Genomic DNA, 15,863 nt, shown 5'->3' with positions numbered 1-15,863 from the left:
CTCTGCTATCAGCTGGGCGGCGCCTTCGGCCCGGCTATCGCGGCCCTGATCACACTGGGCGGCTGAAACACCCGGCCGGCCTCGACGCACCCCGCACCCGAATACGAGAGCTACTCAAGATCCTAGGATCATGATCATGAACGAGGAGACACCCACCATGTCCGAGACCAACATTCCGCCCGCGGCGGTGCTGACCCGCCACGCAGACGCCGAGACCTGCTCCGACCCGAGCAGTGTGATCACCCTTCTGGCCGATTCGGACGGCACCACAGGCGGCTTCACGAGCTACCGGTCCACCTTCACGAGGGGTGGGGCAGGGGCGCCGGCCCACTTCCACACCCGCGCAACGGAACTGTTCTTCGTGATCAAAGGGGCTCTGCAGGTGCTGGTGGGCGAGGAAGTCACCGTCCTGAAGGAAGGCGACTTCCTCGCGGTGCCGCCCCACACCCCGCACGCGTTCGCGGCTGCCCCGGGCTGTGAAGCGGATGTCCTGTTCGTCTTCACCCCCGGGATGGGCAGGTTCGACTACCTGCGCCTGCTCGGCCGGGTGATGCGTGGCGAGGCGGACCCGAAGGAGATCGCCGAGTCATCGGAGCGCTTCGACAACCACTACGTCGACAGCCCTGCCTGGCGTGCCGCCCTGGAGGGTTCCGCGTGATCGACTCCACGACCCGCATCCGTATGGCTCGGCCCTCGAGAGACCTCGCCGCCGCGGAACACTTCTACGTCGCGGGTCTCGGACTCGAGGTGATATGGCGGACCACTGAACGGGTGCCAGGCGAACACGACTTGCTCATGGTCGGGCCGCCGGGCGCCGCCTGGCACTTCGAACTCACCCATGACCCCGAACGACCGATCGATCCCACCCCGACACCGGACGACCTGTTCGTCGTCTACCTCGGCGCTCCGGTCGACCCGTCGCTGGTCGACCGCCTGGTGGCCCACGGGGGCACCAAGACACCCGCGCACAACCCCTACTGGGACAAGTACGGCGTGACCGTGGCCGACCCCGACAAGTACTTCCTCGTCCTGTGCTCACGCGACTGGACCGTCTGAGTCCACGGCCTGGTACGGCAGTTCGGCCCACGAGGCGTGGCTGGGGTGCGGAAGTATCGGACGGCGCGAGCGGTGGTTGGTGGCAGGCACCCGGCGGGGTGCCTGCGTCCGGCCAGTACGGGTCTGCGATGGGCCGGACCCGAGCGAACTCGTCGAGAGCGAAGACACGGTCGCGGGAGCGGTCCAGCACCGGGCCGGCATATCCGGCGAGGTCCGGAGCAAGCGCGGAGAGCATGTCCGCGCAGACCGGCATCATCCGCGAAGGACCGAACCGCGACTGCCACCTCGAAGAGGAGTGGCGAGGGCTGCAAAACGTCCAGGCCGGTCGTGATCGCCCTGGCCCGCTGTCCGCGAGCGTGTTGTGGGCACTGCTGGGTGACGGACGGGTCTTCACCGCCGCCCCACCGGTGACGCAAGCGGCTCGACCTCGTCAGGGAGACTCCGGTCCTGCGCCCAGCGGAAACACAGCCCTCAGGTCCGCAAGGACAACGGTTTCTGAGCAGAGCTACTCCTGTTCGGGAACCGCCATCTCCCCGAGGAGCGACCAGTCGTCCTGCGGAACGGTCGCGTTCACGATGCGCGGCGTCTCGAGCAGATGGGGCGGCAGCGTCCGCTGCGCAGCCTTGAAGTGCGCGGACTGCACATGCGTGGCCCCGGCCTCGTCGTCGCGGAAGGCCTCGACCAGGACGTACTCCGTCGGCTCCTCCACGCTGCGCGACCAGTCGAACCACAGGCAGCCGGGCTCGGCGCGCGTGGCCCGGGTGAAGTCGGCGGCGATCTCGGGCCAGCGGTCGGCATGCTCGGGACGGACTCGGAACTTGGCGGTGATGAAGATCATGGGATTCCTTCGCTGATGTCTGTATGTGATGTCTGTATGTCCTGCATCGAACAGGCGTCGCGTACGTCGCGGGCAGGGACGACGAGGCGACTTACGGGCAGCTGGGGCTCTGCCTTCTTTCCGGCCGCGCCATCAGGACTCATGGCGACACGATCGTACGAGTTCGGCTTGCCGTCGCCGGCTTACGGACCCCCGACGGCCGGCGCGTCGCGGCACTGCGCCGGACGGCCCGCGGCCCCCAACGCGCTGCGCGGCAGGGGCGCGGGCATGCCCGGCGGACGTTACGACCGGAGTACCAACTGGCCGCCCGCGTACGGAAGGACCTTGGCGCGCGGCAGGTGCACGAGGACCTCCTCGCCGACCGGAACTCCCTCCTCCCGCGGCGTCTTGGCCCTGACGAGTTGCCCGGCGACCTCCACGTCGAGCACGCGCTGCGCGCCGTGGTCGCTGACTCCCCGCAGTCGGCCGGGGAAGGTGTTGAGGCCGGGGTCCGTGACGACCCTGACGTATTCGGGCCGGACGCCGACCTGGACGTCAGTCGTGCTGTGGGGGATGTCCCAGGCAGCGGACAGCGTCCGGCCGCCCAGCTCGAAGGGCCCGTCGCCTCGGTCGACGGTCAGGAAGTTCATCGCAGGTGAGCCAATGAAGTAGCCGACGTAGGTGGAGGAGGGCGCCTCGAAGAGTTGCTCCGGGGTGCCCTGCTGCACGGCACGGCCGTCCTTCATGACCAGCAACTCCTGCGCGAAGCTCATCGCCTCGTACTGGTCGTGGGTCACATAGATCACCGTGGGCCGGAACTGTTCGGTGATCTCACGGATCCTGCGCCGCAGCGAGTGCTTCAGCTGTGGGTCGATGACGGTCAGCGGCTCGTCCATCAGGACGGCCGCCACGTCGTCACGGACCAGGCCGCGGCCGAGCGAGATCAGCTGCTTGTCGTCGGCGGTGAGGCCACGGGCGGGCTGGCGCAGCCGGTCGTGCAGGTCCAGGGCCTCGGCGACCTGCTGGACCTTGGCGTCGATCCTCGCCTTGTCCCAGCGCCGGCACTGCAGCGGGAAGGCGAGGTTCTCGTAGACCGTCATCGACCTGTAGATGACGGGGAACTGGAAGACCTGGGCGATGTTGCGCGCCTTCGTGGGCAGGGCGGTGACGTCGACGCCGTCGAACAGCACCTGCCCCCGGGATGGTCTGACCAGGCCGGACAAGATGTTCAGCAGCGTCGTCTTGCCGCAGCCCGAGGGACCGACCAGCGCATAGGTCCTGCCGGACTCGAAGGTCAGCTTCAGCGGCTTGAGGGCCCACTGCTCCTCCTCGGCACCCGGCGCATACGCGTGCCCGACGTCGACGATGTCCAACTGCGCCATGTCAACGCCTTTCCACTGAAGCGAGATCGTATGAAGGTGTTCGCACGAGCGTCCCCTGCTCGTCGAAGGCGAACAGCCGGTCGGGACGGAGCTGAAGTTTGACCAGGTCGCCGAGGGCGACGTCGTGGATGCCCTCGATCTGTACGACGAAGGGGGTCTCGCCGACGACCACATGGACGAAGGTCTCCGAGCCGGAGATCTCGACGAAGGTGACCTCGGCCTCGACCCCGCTGGAAGCCAGGCTGACGTCGGTGGCGCGCAGGCCGAACTGGTAGGCGCCGTCGGGCAGGTCGGTCAGGTGCGCGGAGACGTGCGTGGCCTGGAAGCCGGCCACCGTGACCTGGCCACCCTCGGTCCGGCCGCCGAAGATGTTCATGGGCGGGTCGTTGATGATGGACGCCACCGTGGTGGTCGCCGGACGTTCGAAGACCTCCTGCGGGGTGCCGGTCTGGATGATCCGCCCCTCGTGCATGACCAGGACCACGTCGCCGAGCATCATCGCCTCGGCGGGTTCGGTGGTCGTGTAGATGACGATCGTGTCGCCCCGGTCCGAGAAGAGAGCCTTGAACTCGTCGCGCAGTTGTTCGCGCAACTTGTAGTCCAGGTTCGCCAGCGGCTCGTCGAGCAGGAGGATGCCGGTACCGCGGGCCAGGGCGCGAGCCATCGCGACGCGCTGCTGCTGGCCGCCGGAGAGCTGGGAGGGCTTGCGCTTCTCGAAGTCCGCAAGCCCCACGCTCGCCAGGCTCTGCCGGACCCGCCGCTGGATCTCGTGCCGTGACAGCCCGGCCCGCTTCAGCGGGAAGGCCACGTTGTCGAACACATTGAGATGCGGGTAGTTGATGAACTGCTGGTAGACCATGGCGGTGTCGCGCCGCCACACCGGCGTCTTCAGGAAGTCGGATCCCGCCAGCGTCAGCGAGCCGGAGTCCACTTTCTGCAGGCCGGCCAGGGCCCGCAGCAGCGTCGTCTTCCCGGCCATCGTCCGGCCGATGACGGTGTGGAGCCGTCCCGGCGGGAAGGTGGCGGTCACGTTCTTGAGGTGGTCGACGCCGTCGACGGTCAGGGACAGATCAGTGGCGCTGAGGTTCATCGGACCGCTCCCGACAGGTTCCCCTTGGACAGTAGGCGCTCCACCCAGAGGGCGAGCAGGACCAGCGGTGCCACACCGAAGAGCGCGGCGGCTGACAGCGTCCACCACGGTGGAATGGAGGAGTTGAGGGCGACGACCGCCTGGGGCAGGGTCTGGACCTCGGTGAAGGTCAGCCGGAAGGCGAAGAAGAAGTCGTTCCAGCCGAACACGGCGCAGAACATCGCCGCCACGGTCAACCCGGGCAGGGAGTTCGGCAGGATCGCCCGTACGAAGGTCTGGAACGGGGGGCAGCCGTCCAGCATCGCCATCTCGTCGATCTCCCGGGGGATGCCGTTGAAGAAGTCCACCATCACCCAGACCGCGATCGGCAGCAGCAGAGCGACCGTCACGATGACCAGGCCGGGGATGCTGTCCAGGAGGCCGCCCCACTGCAGGAGGTAGAAGAAGGGGATCACCAGGACGACGGGCGGCATGATCCGTTGGGAGACGAAGAAGAAGACGATGTCGCTGTTCTTGATGAAGCCCAGCTTGAACCGGTACCGGGACAGCGCGTAGGCGGCCAGGGATCCCAGGGCAAGGCTGATGGCGGACGCGGCGATGGTGATGATCGCGCTGTTGATGAAGGGATCGATCACATCGATACCGCCGGCTCCGCCGAAGATGTTGCGCCAGCCGGTGAGGGTCGGCTCGTACTGCGCCCAGGGGATGTAGGTGGGACCGCCCTGGACGGCGTTGGCGTTCTTGAAACTGGTCGTCATCGCCCAGAAGAACGGTCCCGCGACGAAGCACGCCCACAGGGCGATCACGGTGTACTTGAATACGGGATAAAGGCGCGACCTCATGAGGCTCCCTTCAGTTTGAGTGCCCTGGTGAGCAGGGCGGCGACGACCGTGAGCGTGACGGTCATCAGGACGAGGTAGGTCAGGGACATCGCCCCGCCGTAGCCGGTCTGCTGATCGCGGAGGCCCTTGATGTAGAGGTAGTAGCCCGGGGTCTCCGTGGAGGACCCCGGGCCGCCGGAGGTCAGCACGTAGACGCTGTCGGACAGCTTGGAGGCCTCGATCAGCCGGATGATGACCGCCGCGACCGAGACCGGTGCCATCAGCGGGAAGGTCACCTTCCAGAAGGTGCGCCAGGTGCCGGCGCCGTCGATCGCGGCGGCCATGAACGGTTCCCTGGGAAGGCTGAGAAGGCCGGCCAGGAGCAACAGGAACATGAACGGCGTCCACTGCCAGACCTCGACGGTCATCAACGCGACCAGCGCCGGACCGGACTCGGTGAGCCAGGGGATTCTCGTCAGGCCCAGCATCCCCAGCAGATCGTTCGCCGGTCCCAGTGACTCATGGAAGATCGTCTGCCAGATGGCGGCCATCACCACGGGCGTGGTCATCATGGGGACGAGGAAGAGCACCCGCCAGAATCTGCGGCCGTGTACCTCGCGCCAGACGAGCAGGGCCATACCGAACCCGATGACGTACTGGATCAGGACCGTGCCGCCCGCCAGCAGGAGCAACCGGGTGATGGAGGCCCAGAAGCGACTGTCGTGCAGCATCGCCGTGTAGTTGGCGCCTCCGATGAAGTCCATCTGGGGGTTGCTGACGTTCCAGCCGGAGAAGCTGACACGGATGGTGAACAGGAGCGGGAAAATGATGATCAGAAAGAGCGTGAGCAGTCCCGGCAGCAGGAACATGCTCTTGTGCCGGCGCAGGCCGTCCATGGTTCTCCTTGCGGAAGGGGGCGGGCGCCCCCGGGTGGCCGGACCGGACCGGCCGGCCACCCGGGGCGTCCTGCGGTCGGATCAGGAGTTGTCCTCAAGAGCGACCACGTCGCGATAGGCGCTCTGGACCTTGTCCTTGCCGATCTGATCGGTGATCTTGGACCACTCCTCGGCCACGCCGTCCAGTGCCTGCTGGGGGGAGCTCTGTCCCGCCAGAGCCGCGGCGACACCGTTGGCCAGCGCGGACATGTACTGGTTGACACCGGGAACGCGCAGGTCGAAGACGCGGTTGGTGCTCTTCTCCATGCCGGCGAGCGTGCGGACGTACGACTCGGCGACGTCCTTCTCCCAGCCCTGCTGCTCCCAGAACGCCGGGTCGAAGTGGGCATAGCGGTAGGGGTTGACACCGAATCGGCCGATGGTCAGGTCCAGGGCGGCGTTGGCCTCGTTACTGAAGAAGCAGAGGTAGTCGAAGGCCATCTGCTGGTGACGCGAGGCCTTGGCCACCGCCGAGGTCCACCCCCAGGTGAAGTACGGAGCCTGGTTCGCCTTCCTGTCCCACGACTTCGTCGTGCGGTTGTAGACCTCCGCGGAGCCCGGCAGCGGCGCCGCCTGGACCTTGTTGCGGATCCTGCTCTCCGGCTGCTGGGCCTGGATGAAGGCGTCGTCCCAGGAGTAGGACATCAGCGTCTGGCCGCCTCCGAAGGAGAAGATCTCGTCTCCCAGGCCGAAGTTGGCGCCGCCGGGTGCCCAGGTCGACTTGGCCTTCACCATGTCGTCCAGGGCGCGGACGAAGCCCGGCGTGTTGATCAGCGGCGTCATGGTCTTGACGTCGAAGAAGACGCCTCCCTTGACGTCCGGGTTCTTCACGTACGGCGCCGCCCGGCTGATGAAAGCGGAGAAGGTCAGGTCGTCGCGCTTGGTCACCTCCGCACTGCCGTAGTTGGCCTTGCCGTCGCCGTCGAGGTCCTCGCCGCCGAAGAACTCGGCCATCTCCTGGTACTCGGCCCACGTCCTGGGGACCTGAAGGTCCTTGCCCGTGGCCTTCCTGTACTGCGCCTGCCGCTCGGGGTCCTCCAGCACATCGGTGCGGACCTTGAGGTAGTGGCGGTCCCCGTCCACCGGGTACTGCACGACCTTCCCGTTCCAGGTCGCCACGTCCATGTAGGCCGGGGTGACGTCCTTCATGCCGGGGCTGTCCAGGTACGTCTTCGGTACCGGGGCCAGATACGGGGCGATGTCGCCGATCCACAGGGACGGGTAGAACATGACGTCGTACGCCGGCTGGCCCGCCTGGAGGGGCGTGAGGATCTTCTGATGCAGTTCACCGAAGGGGACGTTGACCACCTCGACCTTCCCGCCGGTGATGTCCTCGAACTGCTTGGCGTGCAGCTGGGTCGGTTCGCCGATGACGGGAACGGCGTGGCTGATGATCTTCAGTGTCTGCCCGGAGTAGTCCTTGCGGCTGATCGAGTCGTAGCTGCAGGGGCCGGGGACGTCCTTGACCTTCGTGGCCGGGTAGTCCTTGCCGTACTTCTTGTAGCTGATCTCCGATCCGGGCTTGAAGAGCCCGGCCTTGTCCTTGGGCTTGTGCTGTGCCTCGCTCTGGGCGGTGCACGCGGTGGCGGTCAGGGCCGCGACGGCGGCTACGGCGACCAGGGCTCTGTACGGTCTGCTGCGCATGGGGCTTCTCCTGCGGTGTCAGGGGATCAAGATCGCTCGGCCGCGTACGGCCCCGGTGTCCAGGTCGTCGAGGGCCTGGCGGAAGGAGGCGAGCGGGTACCGCCGGGTGTGCAGGGTGACCTTGTCCTGGGCCGCCAGGACCATCAGCTCGGAGAGGTCGTTGTAGGACCCCACGAGGTTGCCGATGAAGTTGATCTCCGTGGAGATGACGTCGATCGTCGGCACGTGGAGGTGGCCGCCGTAGCCGATGACGTAGTAGTTGCCGTTGCGGCGCAGACAGGCCACGCCCGTCTCGACAGCGCCACCCTCGCCGACGAAGTCCAGGACGGTCTCCGCCCCGTGACCGCCGGTGAGGTCCCGTACGCGCTCGACTTCGCTTCCGTCCGCGACGAGGGTGTGGTCGGCGCCCAGTTTTTCGGCCAGGGCCAGGGCCTCCGGACTGCGGTCGATGACGATCATCTCCACCGGCGACAGGGCCCGCAGCACCTGAATTCCGATGTGTCCGAGTCCGCCGGCGCCGATGACCACGGCCTTGTCGCCGGGCCGCAGCACCCGGGTCGCCTTGGCGACGGCGTGGTACGCGGTGAGTCCGGCGTCGGCCAGGGCCGCCACCGAGGCCGGCTCCAGGGACGGGGCGAGGGGCACGACGGAGCGGGCGCTGGTCTTGAGGTACTCGGCGTAGCCGCCGTCGGCGTCGATGCCGGGGAAGGCCGAGTTCATGCAGTGCACGTCGTCGCCGGCCCGGCAGGCGCGGCACAGACCGCAGGTCACCAGCGGGTGCAGGATGACCGGGTCACCGACCTTGACGTTGGTGACGGCCTGCCCGACCTCCGCGACCCAGCCGGCGTTCTCGTGACCGATCGTGTAGGGAAGGGCGACCCCGCTCTTCTCCTTCCACTGTCCTTCGAGGATGTGCAGATCGGTCCGGCAGACTCCGGCGCCCCCGATCTTCACGATCACATCCAGCGGACCGGTGATGTGGGGGTCCGGTACGTCCACGAGCACGGGCGGCTCGTCGTACTCGATGACCTGCACGGCTTTCATAGCGGCTCCCTGCGAGTCGGCGGGTGGGTGGTGCGCCGATTACACAGGCAGCCGCTCGCAGGTCGATGTCTCAGAATCCGTCCGCGAATGTCTCAATGTGATACACGCCGTAGGCGCCACGCGTTCGAACTGGTCCAATCACTGCACCGAGGGATTGTGACGCGCGCAGTACGGGAGTGTTAATGCCCCGCCAACAACCCGGAAGCTCACTGAGAGCAGCCAAAGAGCTCTACCTGGAAGTCACCAAGGATCCAAGCGCCCGACCGCTCGTGGTGGCCTCATGGCATCGCTCGATGGAATACGACGTGAAGCCGGGCAGCCTCGACGCTCCGTACCTGGACAACCCCAATCTGGACAGCCACCTCGCCAGGGCGGCGCTGCCGATCCTGGACAGACTGCACGAGCAGCTCGCCGACGACCCCGTCTCCACGATGATCACGGACCGCAACGGTGTGGTCCTCTCTCGCAAGGTCTCCCACGAGGGGCTGACGACGAACCTCAACCGCGTGCACCTGGCACCGGGCCATGTGTTCGCCGAGCGCTACGTGGGCACCAACGGCATCGGGACCGCGCTGGCCAGCGGCCGACCGGTCATGATCGCCGGAATGGACCACTACGTCGAGGCGCTGCGGGACTTCCGCTGCGCGGCCGTGCCGATCCTGCATCCCACCCGGCGCACCCTGCTGGGAGCCTTCAACCTGACCACCATCCGTCAGGGCTCCGACGGCATGCTGATGGCTTTCGCCCGGTCGGTCGCGGCCCAGATCGAGGCCGAGATCGCGGCGATCACCTCGCGGCGCGAGCGGGCTCTTTTCCAGGACTACATGGAGGCGTGCTCCTCGGCGCGCCCGGGACCCGTGCTGGCCCTCAACCGCGATGTCGTCATGATGAACGAGCAGCTCAGCGCCGCCGTGACCGGACCGGATCACTATGCGCTGCTCGACCATGCCCGCGAGATCGCCGACCACCCCCGGCTGGAGGGGATCCGTAGCATCGCCCTGCCCTCGGGACGGGTCGCCGAACTCAGGGTCAGTCGCTGCCGGCGCGAGGACAGCGACGCGGGCGCCGTCTTCCGGGTCCGGCTGATCGGACGGCCCCAGCCCACACCTGCGGCTTCCGCCGCGCCCGCCCGCTACGACCTGGGACTGGTGGGCTCGTCCCCGCACTGGCTGCGCGCGGTCGCCGACAGCGAAACAGCGTTCGTCGCCGGGACATGGCTCCATCTCCTGGGTGAAGCCGGCGTCGGCAAGAGAACGCTGGTCGAGGCCCTGCACCGGGCCCACGGCGCCGGACGTCGGCTGGAGCTGAGGCAAGCGCCGCTGTCGGATGCACCGGCCGTCACCGAGCGCTGGCTGCACGACATCGGAGAGCTGCTCGCCGTGGCGTCCAACGTGCTCGTCCTGAGCGATGTCCACCTGCTGGGCGACCAGCTGCGGCAGCGGCTGACGAACCTGCTGGTACGGCTGGAGGGCAACGCGCCCGGGCACTTGGTCATGACCAGCCAGCCGTCGCAGGTCGGCGCCGACGACCAGCTCGACCAGCGCTGTGGCGCCTCGGTGGAGGTGCCTCCCCTGCGTCATCGCTATGGAGACATCGAGCAGTTGGCGCGCTTCTTCCTGCGCAAGTACCGGCCGAGCGGCGAGAGCGGGTTCTCCCCGGATGCGCTGACCATGCTGCAGCGATGCCCCTGGCCGGAGAACGTCCGGCAGCTGGAGTTGGTGATCCGGGGCCTGGCGCGCGGCCTTCGGGCCGGATGATCCACATGGAGGACCTGCCGCCGGAATGCCGAGTGTCGTCGAACAAGGTCCTCACCACCATCGAGGCGCTGGAACGTGACGCCATTCTGCGTGGGTTGGTTGACCGCAACTCCAACGTCCAGCGCACCGCGCAGGACCTCGGGATCTCCCGCGCCACGATGTACCGCAAGATGCGCCGCTACGGCATCGTCCCGTCGAGCCTGACGTAACGGGCCGTATCCCCGGGCCCCGACCTTCCGCTGCCCCTTATTTGGTCCGCAGCATGAGGGCGAGACGTGTGTTGTCGCCGTAGACCCCGCTCTCATCGCCGCGGATGCCGTAGCGCTTCTGAAACAGGGTCACTGCCGCTCGGACCCCGGTGTCGTAGCGGCCATTGATCGGGCCACCGTCGTAGATGTCCGGTATCTGCAGAAGACGTACCTGCAACTCGTAGACCCCATGGCCGCTGTCGCCTTGGCGTAGGACGCCCGTGCCCGGGATTTCGGGGAGTGGCGGGTCCGGTGTGCCGGGCTGCGAGGGGTTCGTCTGCCCTGGAGTCCGGGGAGAGGGGGCCCGTGGCGCGGGAGTCACCGGCAGTGGGGTTTCCAGGTGCCCGGGAGGCGAAGAGGAGGTCGCGGGCTCGGCGTTGTGGTCGATCAGCAGCCAGGAGGCGAGGATCAACCCGCTGGCCGCGCCCAGCCCGAAGATTCCGGTGACGCGCAGGTTCCTGCTGCTGGTGGCTCGCCGCCGCCTGCCGCTGGTCCTTCTTCCGTGTGCGCGGACAGGCGGCACAGACCCCTTGATGGGCGCGGTGGCGAGCTGGTCGGGCGGGACGGCCGGACAAGGGGGGGAGTCCGACCAAGCGGTGCCCGCCCGGGGGCTCCTGCTCTGCCCGCTCTCCTGCCAGGGAGCCGGAGCTGGAAAGGCCACGGTCGGTGCGACAGCTTCCGGGCCCGGTCCCCTGGCCGTCGGCGGCCTTCCCACCGACGGCGGCGGGACGGCCTCCAGCCCTCTGGGCAACCCCGGTGCATCCACCACGACAGCCTGCGGGGCGTTGGCCTGGCGCGGGCCGCCGGTAGGCAGCGACTCAGCGGCAGTTGACCGGTGGGGCCCGGGACGTTCTGGTTGCGTGCCTGACGACACACGTCTGACCGGCAGTGCCCGGCGGGATGCGGAGGAAGCCGGGGTCGAGGACGGGGACGGGGACGGGTGTGGAAGGCGGTCATCCCCGGTCGGGGGACCGTGACGGCTCTGGGACGGGGACGGGCCCTCGGCGTGTTCCTGCTGCTCTTCGCGCAGGAGGTCGGCGCGTGCGGCATCCAAAGCGTCCAGCACGGCTTGGAAGGAGTCCCTGATCTCGTGCGCGATGTCAGGATCTGCGGCGGGAGTCCGCTCAGGGTTGGCGTCGTGGTGACCCACCGGTTCCTCCTCAGCTTGTCTTGTTCCTGACAGGCCATGTGTTTCGTCGGCGGCGGTCAGGTGCCACGGGTCGGACGGTGACGAGGACCTCCGCACAGGGCGCCTTGGTGGCGGGTTCCCCTACTTTCCTGTCTCGGAGGGAGATACGTAGGCGGCGCGCTTCGTCCTCATCCCGCGGCCGGTATGTAACCCACACCTCATTCAAAGACCGGCAGTGGTCCGGCCGCCCGGAACACGCCGTCGTCGTGGCCATTGCGGCGCGTACCTGGCCAGTCGTAGGGCGGGTTGCCGTGTTCCTCGATCGGGATCGTCCTTGGGTAGCGATCTTGTCCGTGGAACCGGCCCGGATCGAGCCGCAACCGTCGGCTCGTACGCGGAGGCCGCCGCGCCGTCCCGGGCACCAACGATTCTCCGGACGGAGTTACCTACCCCACTTTTGAGATGGCGGCTGAGCACTCATTCGATCCGTCCCGTTGACCCCAGTAACCGGTGACCCGCCTGCAGCCCGGTAAGGAAGGGAGGTTCACACATGCTGAAGATCGGTCCGAAACGAACCAAGTGGGCGTCTCCCCGACGCTGATTGCTGCCCGGCTTGGGGGCATTTCTCTCCCGTCGACTCAAGGACTGAGATCGGTCGCTTCATGGACTACTGCATCCCGTGCAACCGCACGCTCAACGGCGCCGTAACCTGCCCGGAGTGTGGGGCATACGACCCTGACGTGGCACAGTCGAGCGATCGGAGAGACGGTACTCCGGACGTCGACGCCGCGATGCCGGAGGCCCGCTTCGGCGGGGGGCCGAACTCCTCCGGGTCCCCACTTCCCGGATCACCGACGCCCTCGCAGGACCTGCCGGCAGACGACCGTCCGGCGCGGCTGAGAAAGTATGCAGTCCGGTCTCTTGCCGCAGCAGCCTTCACCCTCCTCGGAGGCCTGGCCACCGCCTGGGTGCTTTCCCAGCCGACAGCCCCACGAGCAGCCTCGATCCCGGCACCGCCATCCCTCGAGGATCCAGGGGGCCGCGTCACCGATTCACCGGCTGCACCGGCTTCACCGGAGCGTGTGACCACGCACCCGGCCCGAAAAGGCGTCCGGGACCTGGACGGTGGCGGGATCCGACGTCCCCTGCCGACGGCGACTCGCAGCAAGTCACCGGTCTCTCGGCCCCCCGTCGCCACCACCAGTACGCCGCCACCAGGGAAGGCGAAACCTACCCCCCGAACCTCCAGCAGCCGCCCCACCTCGCCCTCGCGGACGGCGACCCCATCCGCGACGCCCTCCGCCAGCCCTTCTGGCGGCGTCAGCGCCTCTCCCTCCGTGAGTGGCTCACCGAGTGGCAGAGGGGAAGCCGGTGACTGAGTCACTGGCCGGGCTCCCCAGCCGCAGAAGACTGTGCGTCGGCGCCATAGGCGGCGTCGGCCACCACGACCGGCGGTTCTCCACGCCGACGCCGAGCTGCTCCACAGCTGATCAGCGGCTGTTGGCCGCGTGGTGGACGCTGAGGTCGCCATAGGCCGACAGGGCGTCGGCCAGGTCACCGGGTTTGTGCCGCAGGGTGGTGTCCAGGAAGGCGAGAGTGGTCGCGGCGACGACGTGCGGGCTCTCGGTGCGGCCGAGGGAACCGACTATCGAGGGCGTAGGCGGCAGGTACAGGGGGCCGTCCATGAAGCTGAGGTGTGCGGCGCCGGGGATGGTGAGCCGGTAGCTCGTCGCGGTACTGAGCTCGAGGGCCTTGGTGAGGCGGGGTATGTAACCCGGGTCGGTTCCGGGGGTGATGGCCTGGGTGAGCGCGAGCGTCGGCTGGTGGAGGGAGGGGGAGGTGGGGCCGTGGGGGTAGCCGTCCAGATCGATGACGGCGTCGAACCTGCGGTCCTGGCGGGCTGCCTGCAGAGCGGCGGCACCGCCCATGGAGTGGCCCGTGACCGCGACCCGACTGGTGTCCAGGCGTCCGGTCAGCGGGCCGGCAAGTTCACCTCGGCCCACACGCTCCAGCTGGTTGAGGACGAACCTGAGGTCGGCGGCCCGAACAGCCGTCCAGCCGATCGCCAGCTTGCCGTCCTTGCCCCGGTCTCCGGTGGAGGCGATCGTGGCTTGAACCGTTCGGCCGTCGGCGAGGACGACGGCGGCGGAGTCGTACGGGTGGTCGAGGGCGGCAACCACATAGCCGTGGCTGGCCAGTTCCTCCGCCCACGCGGTGTTCTGAGTACGCACGCCGCCCGACCCGGGAGAGAACAGCACGACCGGGAACCGTTCGCCCCCACCGGCCACCGGGGCGTTGAAGACCGAATGGGTACGGGCACGCGGAACGCCGTCGATCAGGAAGCCAGGCAAGCCAGCCTCGCGGGCGAGGGCATCGGAAACGGTGCGCGCCTCGTGCTCCGTGCGTCCGAGGTACTGGGCCCGCTGCGTGCCTGCGGGGCTCTTCTGCGCGGGATACCAGAGTTGGACCACGACCGTGCGCCGGTCGTGCGGATCGGCGGTGAAGCTCTCGGGGCGGCGTGGGTCGGTCCACTGCACCACGTGGGTGCCGACCGCGAAACGGCCCGACGGCTCGGGGAACACGGGTACGGGAAAGGCCCAGGCAGCCACCGGACCCATGGCAATCAGACCGACGCAGACCGCCGACCCCGGCAACGCCAGCCACCATCGGGCCCGCCACGCCGGTCGGCCTGCACGGCGTCGCAACAGGGGAGAGAGGGCGAACGGCAACGCGACGGCAGCGCCTGCCAGTACCGGCAACATCTGCCAGCGGATACCCACCGCACTCAGCACGATCACGGACAGCGCGAGAACTGCCCCCGCCGCGACCGTGACGCGTGGGCGGGCAGCGAGGGGGAGCCAGCGTGCCACCACCACGGCGACGGCGCCTAGCAAGGCAAGAAATTCCAGAGGGGACATGTACAGCCCCGCGATGATCTCGGTCACCCGGCCATCCTCGGGGCGGGGCACACGATGCCACATCGATCCAGGGTCGCCACCGCATCCAACCGGAGTCGCATCCGAGGCATGTCCCTTGTGCGACCGGAGTCGCATCGGGCGTCTCGCCAGTGCAACCGGAGTCGCAATCGAGCACGCCCGGGGAACGGCCGCTACGCGACCGCGGAAGGAAGCGGGACCCCTGCAGCAGTCGTACCTCGGCGCGATGCCATCAGACGGTGGACTCATCAGCTTCGCGGGCCCGCGCCTACCGTGACAGGCCCCGATAGAGGCCGGGGAGCGTGGGGTGTGCGTCCCTTGTACCCGACACGTTCCGGCTGTACGCGACGGTGGCGCCGGTCGGGGCCACCATGGTGTGGGACGCGCTGCACGGCGGCCGCGAATCCGGGCCGGCGCGGCGCGTTTGTCGCCGCTGCCGTCGTGCGGGGCGGGGCCCTGTTGACCGCCCCGACGCGATGCGCCGAAGATCTCTCACCTGGGTGGGTTGCCTGCCGGAACTGCCGCGCCGCGTACTAACCGGGCAACCCGGACGAGGTGGAGTTGCACACTGAGCTGGTGAGCTGGTGAGCTGGTGAGCTGGTGAGCTGCGGGCAGTCGTGCCGGTGCGTCGGGCATCCACGCCGCTGCGTGCCGCGGCTCGTTCTGCTGCTGCGCCGCGCACTGTAAGAGCAGCCGCCTTCAGGGCCGGGCCGTTGGCGTAATGCTCCGAGCCCTACAGTTCGTCGGCCCCACCGCCGAGGCCGCACGGTGGGAACCAGTAGCTGACTGGCAAGCCGCTCCCACCAGCGCAAACCCGCAGCCGACTCGGGGATGACTGGTGCACCGCCCTGCAGCCCGGCGCGCAGCAGGAAAGAACACGCCCCGGGCCGACCGCGCCGGCCCCGTTCTCCGGGCTGCGCCGATCGGGGACCCGCGCGTCACAGTACTGGGCGGCGTCTGCGGCCACTGTGCGCGGAAGTCGGCTGAACCCACCGCCGCCCGCG

The 15,863-nt window shown here is 68.3% G+C and carries 13 protein-coding genes and 1 pseudogene; 5 read left to right on the top strand and 9 right to left on the bottom strand.

From position 1 onward, the window contains the following. The first annotated feature begins 136 nt into the window (after positions 1-136). The 3 genes and pseudogenes from BM536_RS00180 to BM536_RS44605 form a co-directional block, all read left to right on the top strand. Positions 137-658 (top strand): cupin domain-containing protein, encoded by a 522-nt coding sequence (locus tag BM536_RS00180; RefSeq protein WP_073497181.1) that lies wholly within the window; start codon positions 137-139, stop codon positions 656-658. Between the two features lie 23 nt (positions 659-681). Beyond that, a complete protein-coding gene (locus BM536_RS00175) occupies positions 682-1,056 on the top strand; it encodes a VOC family protein (protein ID WP_073497183.1) in 375 nt (124 codons plus the stop codon). Between the two features lie 233 nt (positions 1,057-1,289). After that, positions 1,290-1,478: pseudogene (locus BM536_RS44605) on the top strand (IS110 family transposase); the annotation flags it as partial. A gap of 83 nt (positions 1,479-1,561) precedes the next feature. On the opposite strand, the gene BM536_RS00165 reads toward BM536_RS44605, so the two are convergent. The 7 genes from BM536_RS00165 to BM536_RS00135 form a co-directional block, all read right to left on the bottom strand. Beyond that, positions 1,562-1,894: a putative quinol monooxygenase gene (locus tag BM536_RS00165; RefSeq protein WP_073497168.1), complete on the bottom strand. Its 333-nt coding sequence runs from the start codon at positions 1,892-1,894 to the stop codon at positions 1,562-1,564. Positions 1,895-2,175: 281 nt separating this feature from the next. Then, the gene (locus tag BM536_RS00160; RefSeq protein WP_073497166.1) at positions 2,176-3,255 is read right to left on the bottom strand and encodes an ABC transporter ATP-binding protein; all 1,080 of its coding nucleotides are present in this window, start codon (positions 3,253-3,255) and stop codon (positions 2,176-2,178) included. A 1-nt stretch (position 3,256) separates the two neighbouring features. Beyond that, positions 3,257-4,345: an ABC transporter ATP-binding protein gene (locus tag BM536_RS00155; protein WP_073497164.1), complete on the bottom strand. Its 1,089-nt coding sequence runs from the start codon at positions 4,343-4,345 to the stop codon at positions 3,257-3,259. Then, complete coding sequence (locus BM536_RS00150) at positions 4,342-5,187, bottom strand: carbohydrate ABC transporter permease (RefSeq protein WP_073497162.1); 846 nt, start codon at positions 5,185-5,187, stop codon at positions 4,342-4,344. The genes BM536_RS00155 and BM536_RS00150 overlap by 4 nt, the downstream gene beginning before the upstream one ends. Continuing rightward, the gene (locus tag BM536_RS00145) at positions 5,184-6,062 is read right to left on the bottom strand and encodes a carbohydrate ABC transporter permease (RefSeq protein WP_073497160.1); all 879 of its coding nucleotides are present in this window, start codon (positions 6,060-6,062) and stop codon (positions 5,184-5,186) included. Before BM536_RS00145 ends, BM536_RS00150 begins: the two co-directional genes overlap by 4 nt. Before the next feature lie 81 nt (positions 6,063-6,143). Next, a complete protein-coding gene (locus BM536_RS00140) occupies positions 6,144-7,745 on the bottom strand; it encodes an extracellular solute-binding protein (protein WP_073497158.1) in 1,602 nt (533 codons plus the stop codon). 18 nt (positions 7,746-7,763) lie between these two features. Further along, on the bottom strand, positions 7,764-8,789 hold the full coding sequence (locus BM536_RS00135) for an NAD(P)-dependent alcohol dehydrogenase (RefSeq protein WP_094102334.1): 1,026 nt from the start codon (positions 8,787-8,789) through the stop codon (positions 7,764-7,766). 293 nt (positions 8,790-9,082) lie between these two features. Here BM536_RS00135 and BM536_RS00130 point away from each other — a divergent pair, with 293 nt between their 5' ends. Further along, on the top strand, positions 9,083-10,546 hold the full coding sequence (locus BM536_RS00130; protein WP_245873184.1) for an AAA-type ATPase lid domain-containing protein: 1,464 nt from the start codon (positions 9,083-9,085) through the stop codon (positions 10,544-10,546). 5 nt (positions 10,547-10,551) lie between these two features. Further along, positions 10,552-10,755 carry a helix-turn-helix domain-containing protein gene (locus BM536_RS42050; RefSeq protein WP_245873183.1) on the top strand — a complete coding sequence of 68 codons (204 nt, stop codon included), beginning with the start codon at positions 10,552-10,554 and terminating at the stop codon, positions 10,753-10,755. Between the two features lie 37 nt (positions 10,756-10,792). Here the strand turns inward: BM536_RS42050 and BM536_RS42045 are convergent, their stop codons facing one another. Next, a complete protein-coding gene (locus BM536_RS42045; protein ID WP_245873192.1) occupies positions 10,793-11,116 on the bottom strand; it encodes a peptidoglycan-binding domain-containing protein in 324 nt (107 codons plus the stop codon). 2,297 nt (positions 11,117-13,413) lie between these two features. Further along, the gene (locus BM536_RS00115) at positions 13,414-14,904 is read right to left on the bottom strand and encodes an alpha/beta hydrolase family protein (protein ID WP_073497148.1); all 1,491 of its coding nucleotides are present in this window, start codon (positions 14,902-14,904) and stop codon (positions 13,414-13,416) included. Positions 14,905-15,863 lie beyond the last annotated feature (959 nt).

It is taken from the genome of Streptomyces phaeoluteigriseus (assembly GCF_001896135.2).
GTDB lineage: Bacteria > Actinomycetota > Actinomycetes > Streptomycetales > Streptomycetaceae > Streptomyces > Streptomyces phaeoluteigriseus.
This window is presented reverse-complemented; position numbering and strand designations above follow the sequence as displayed.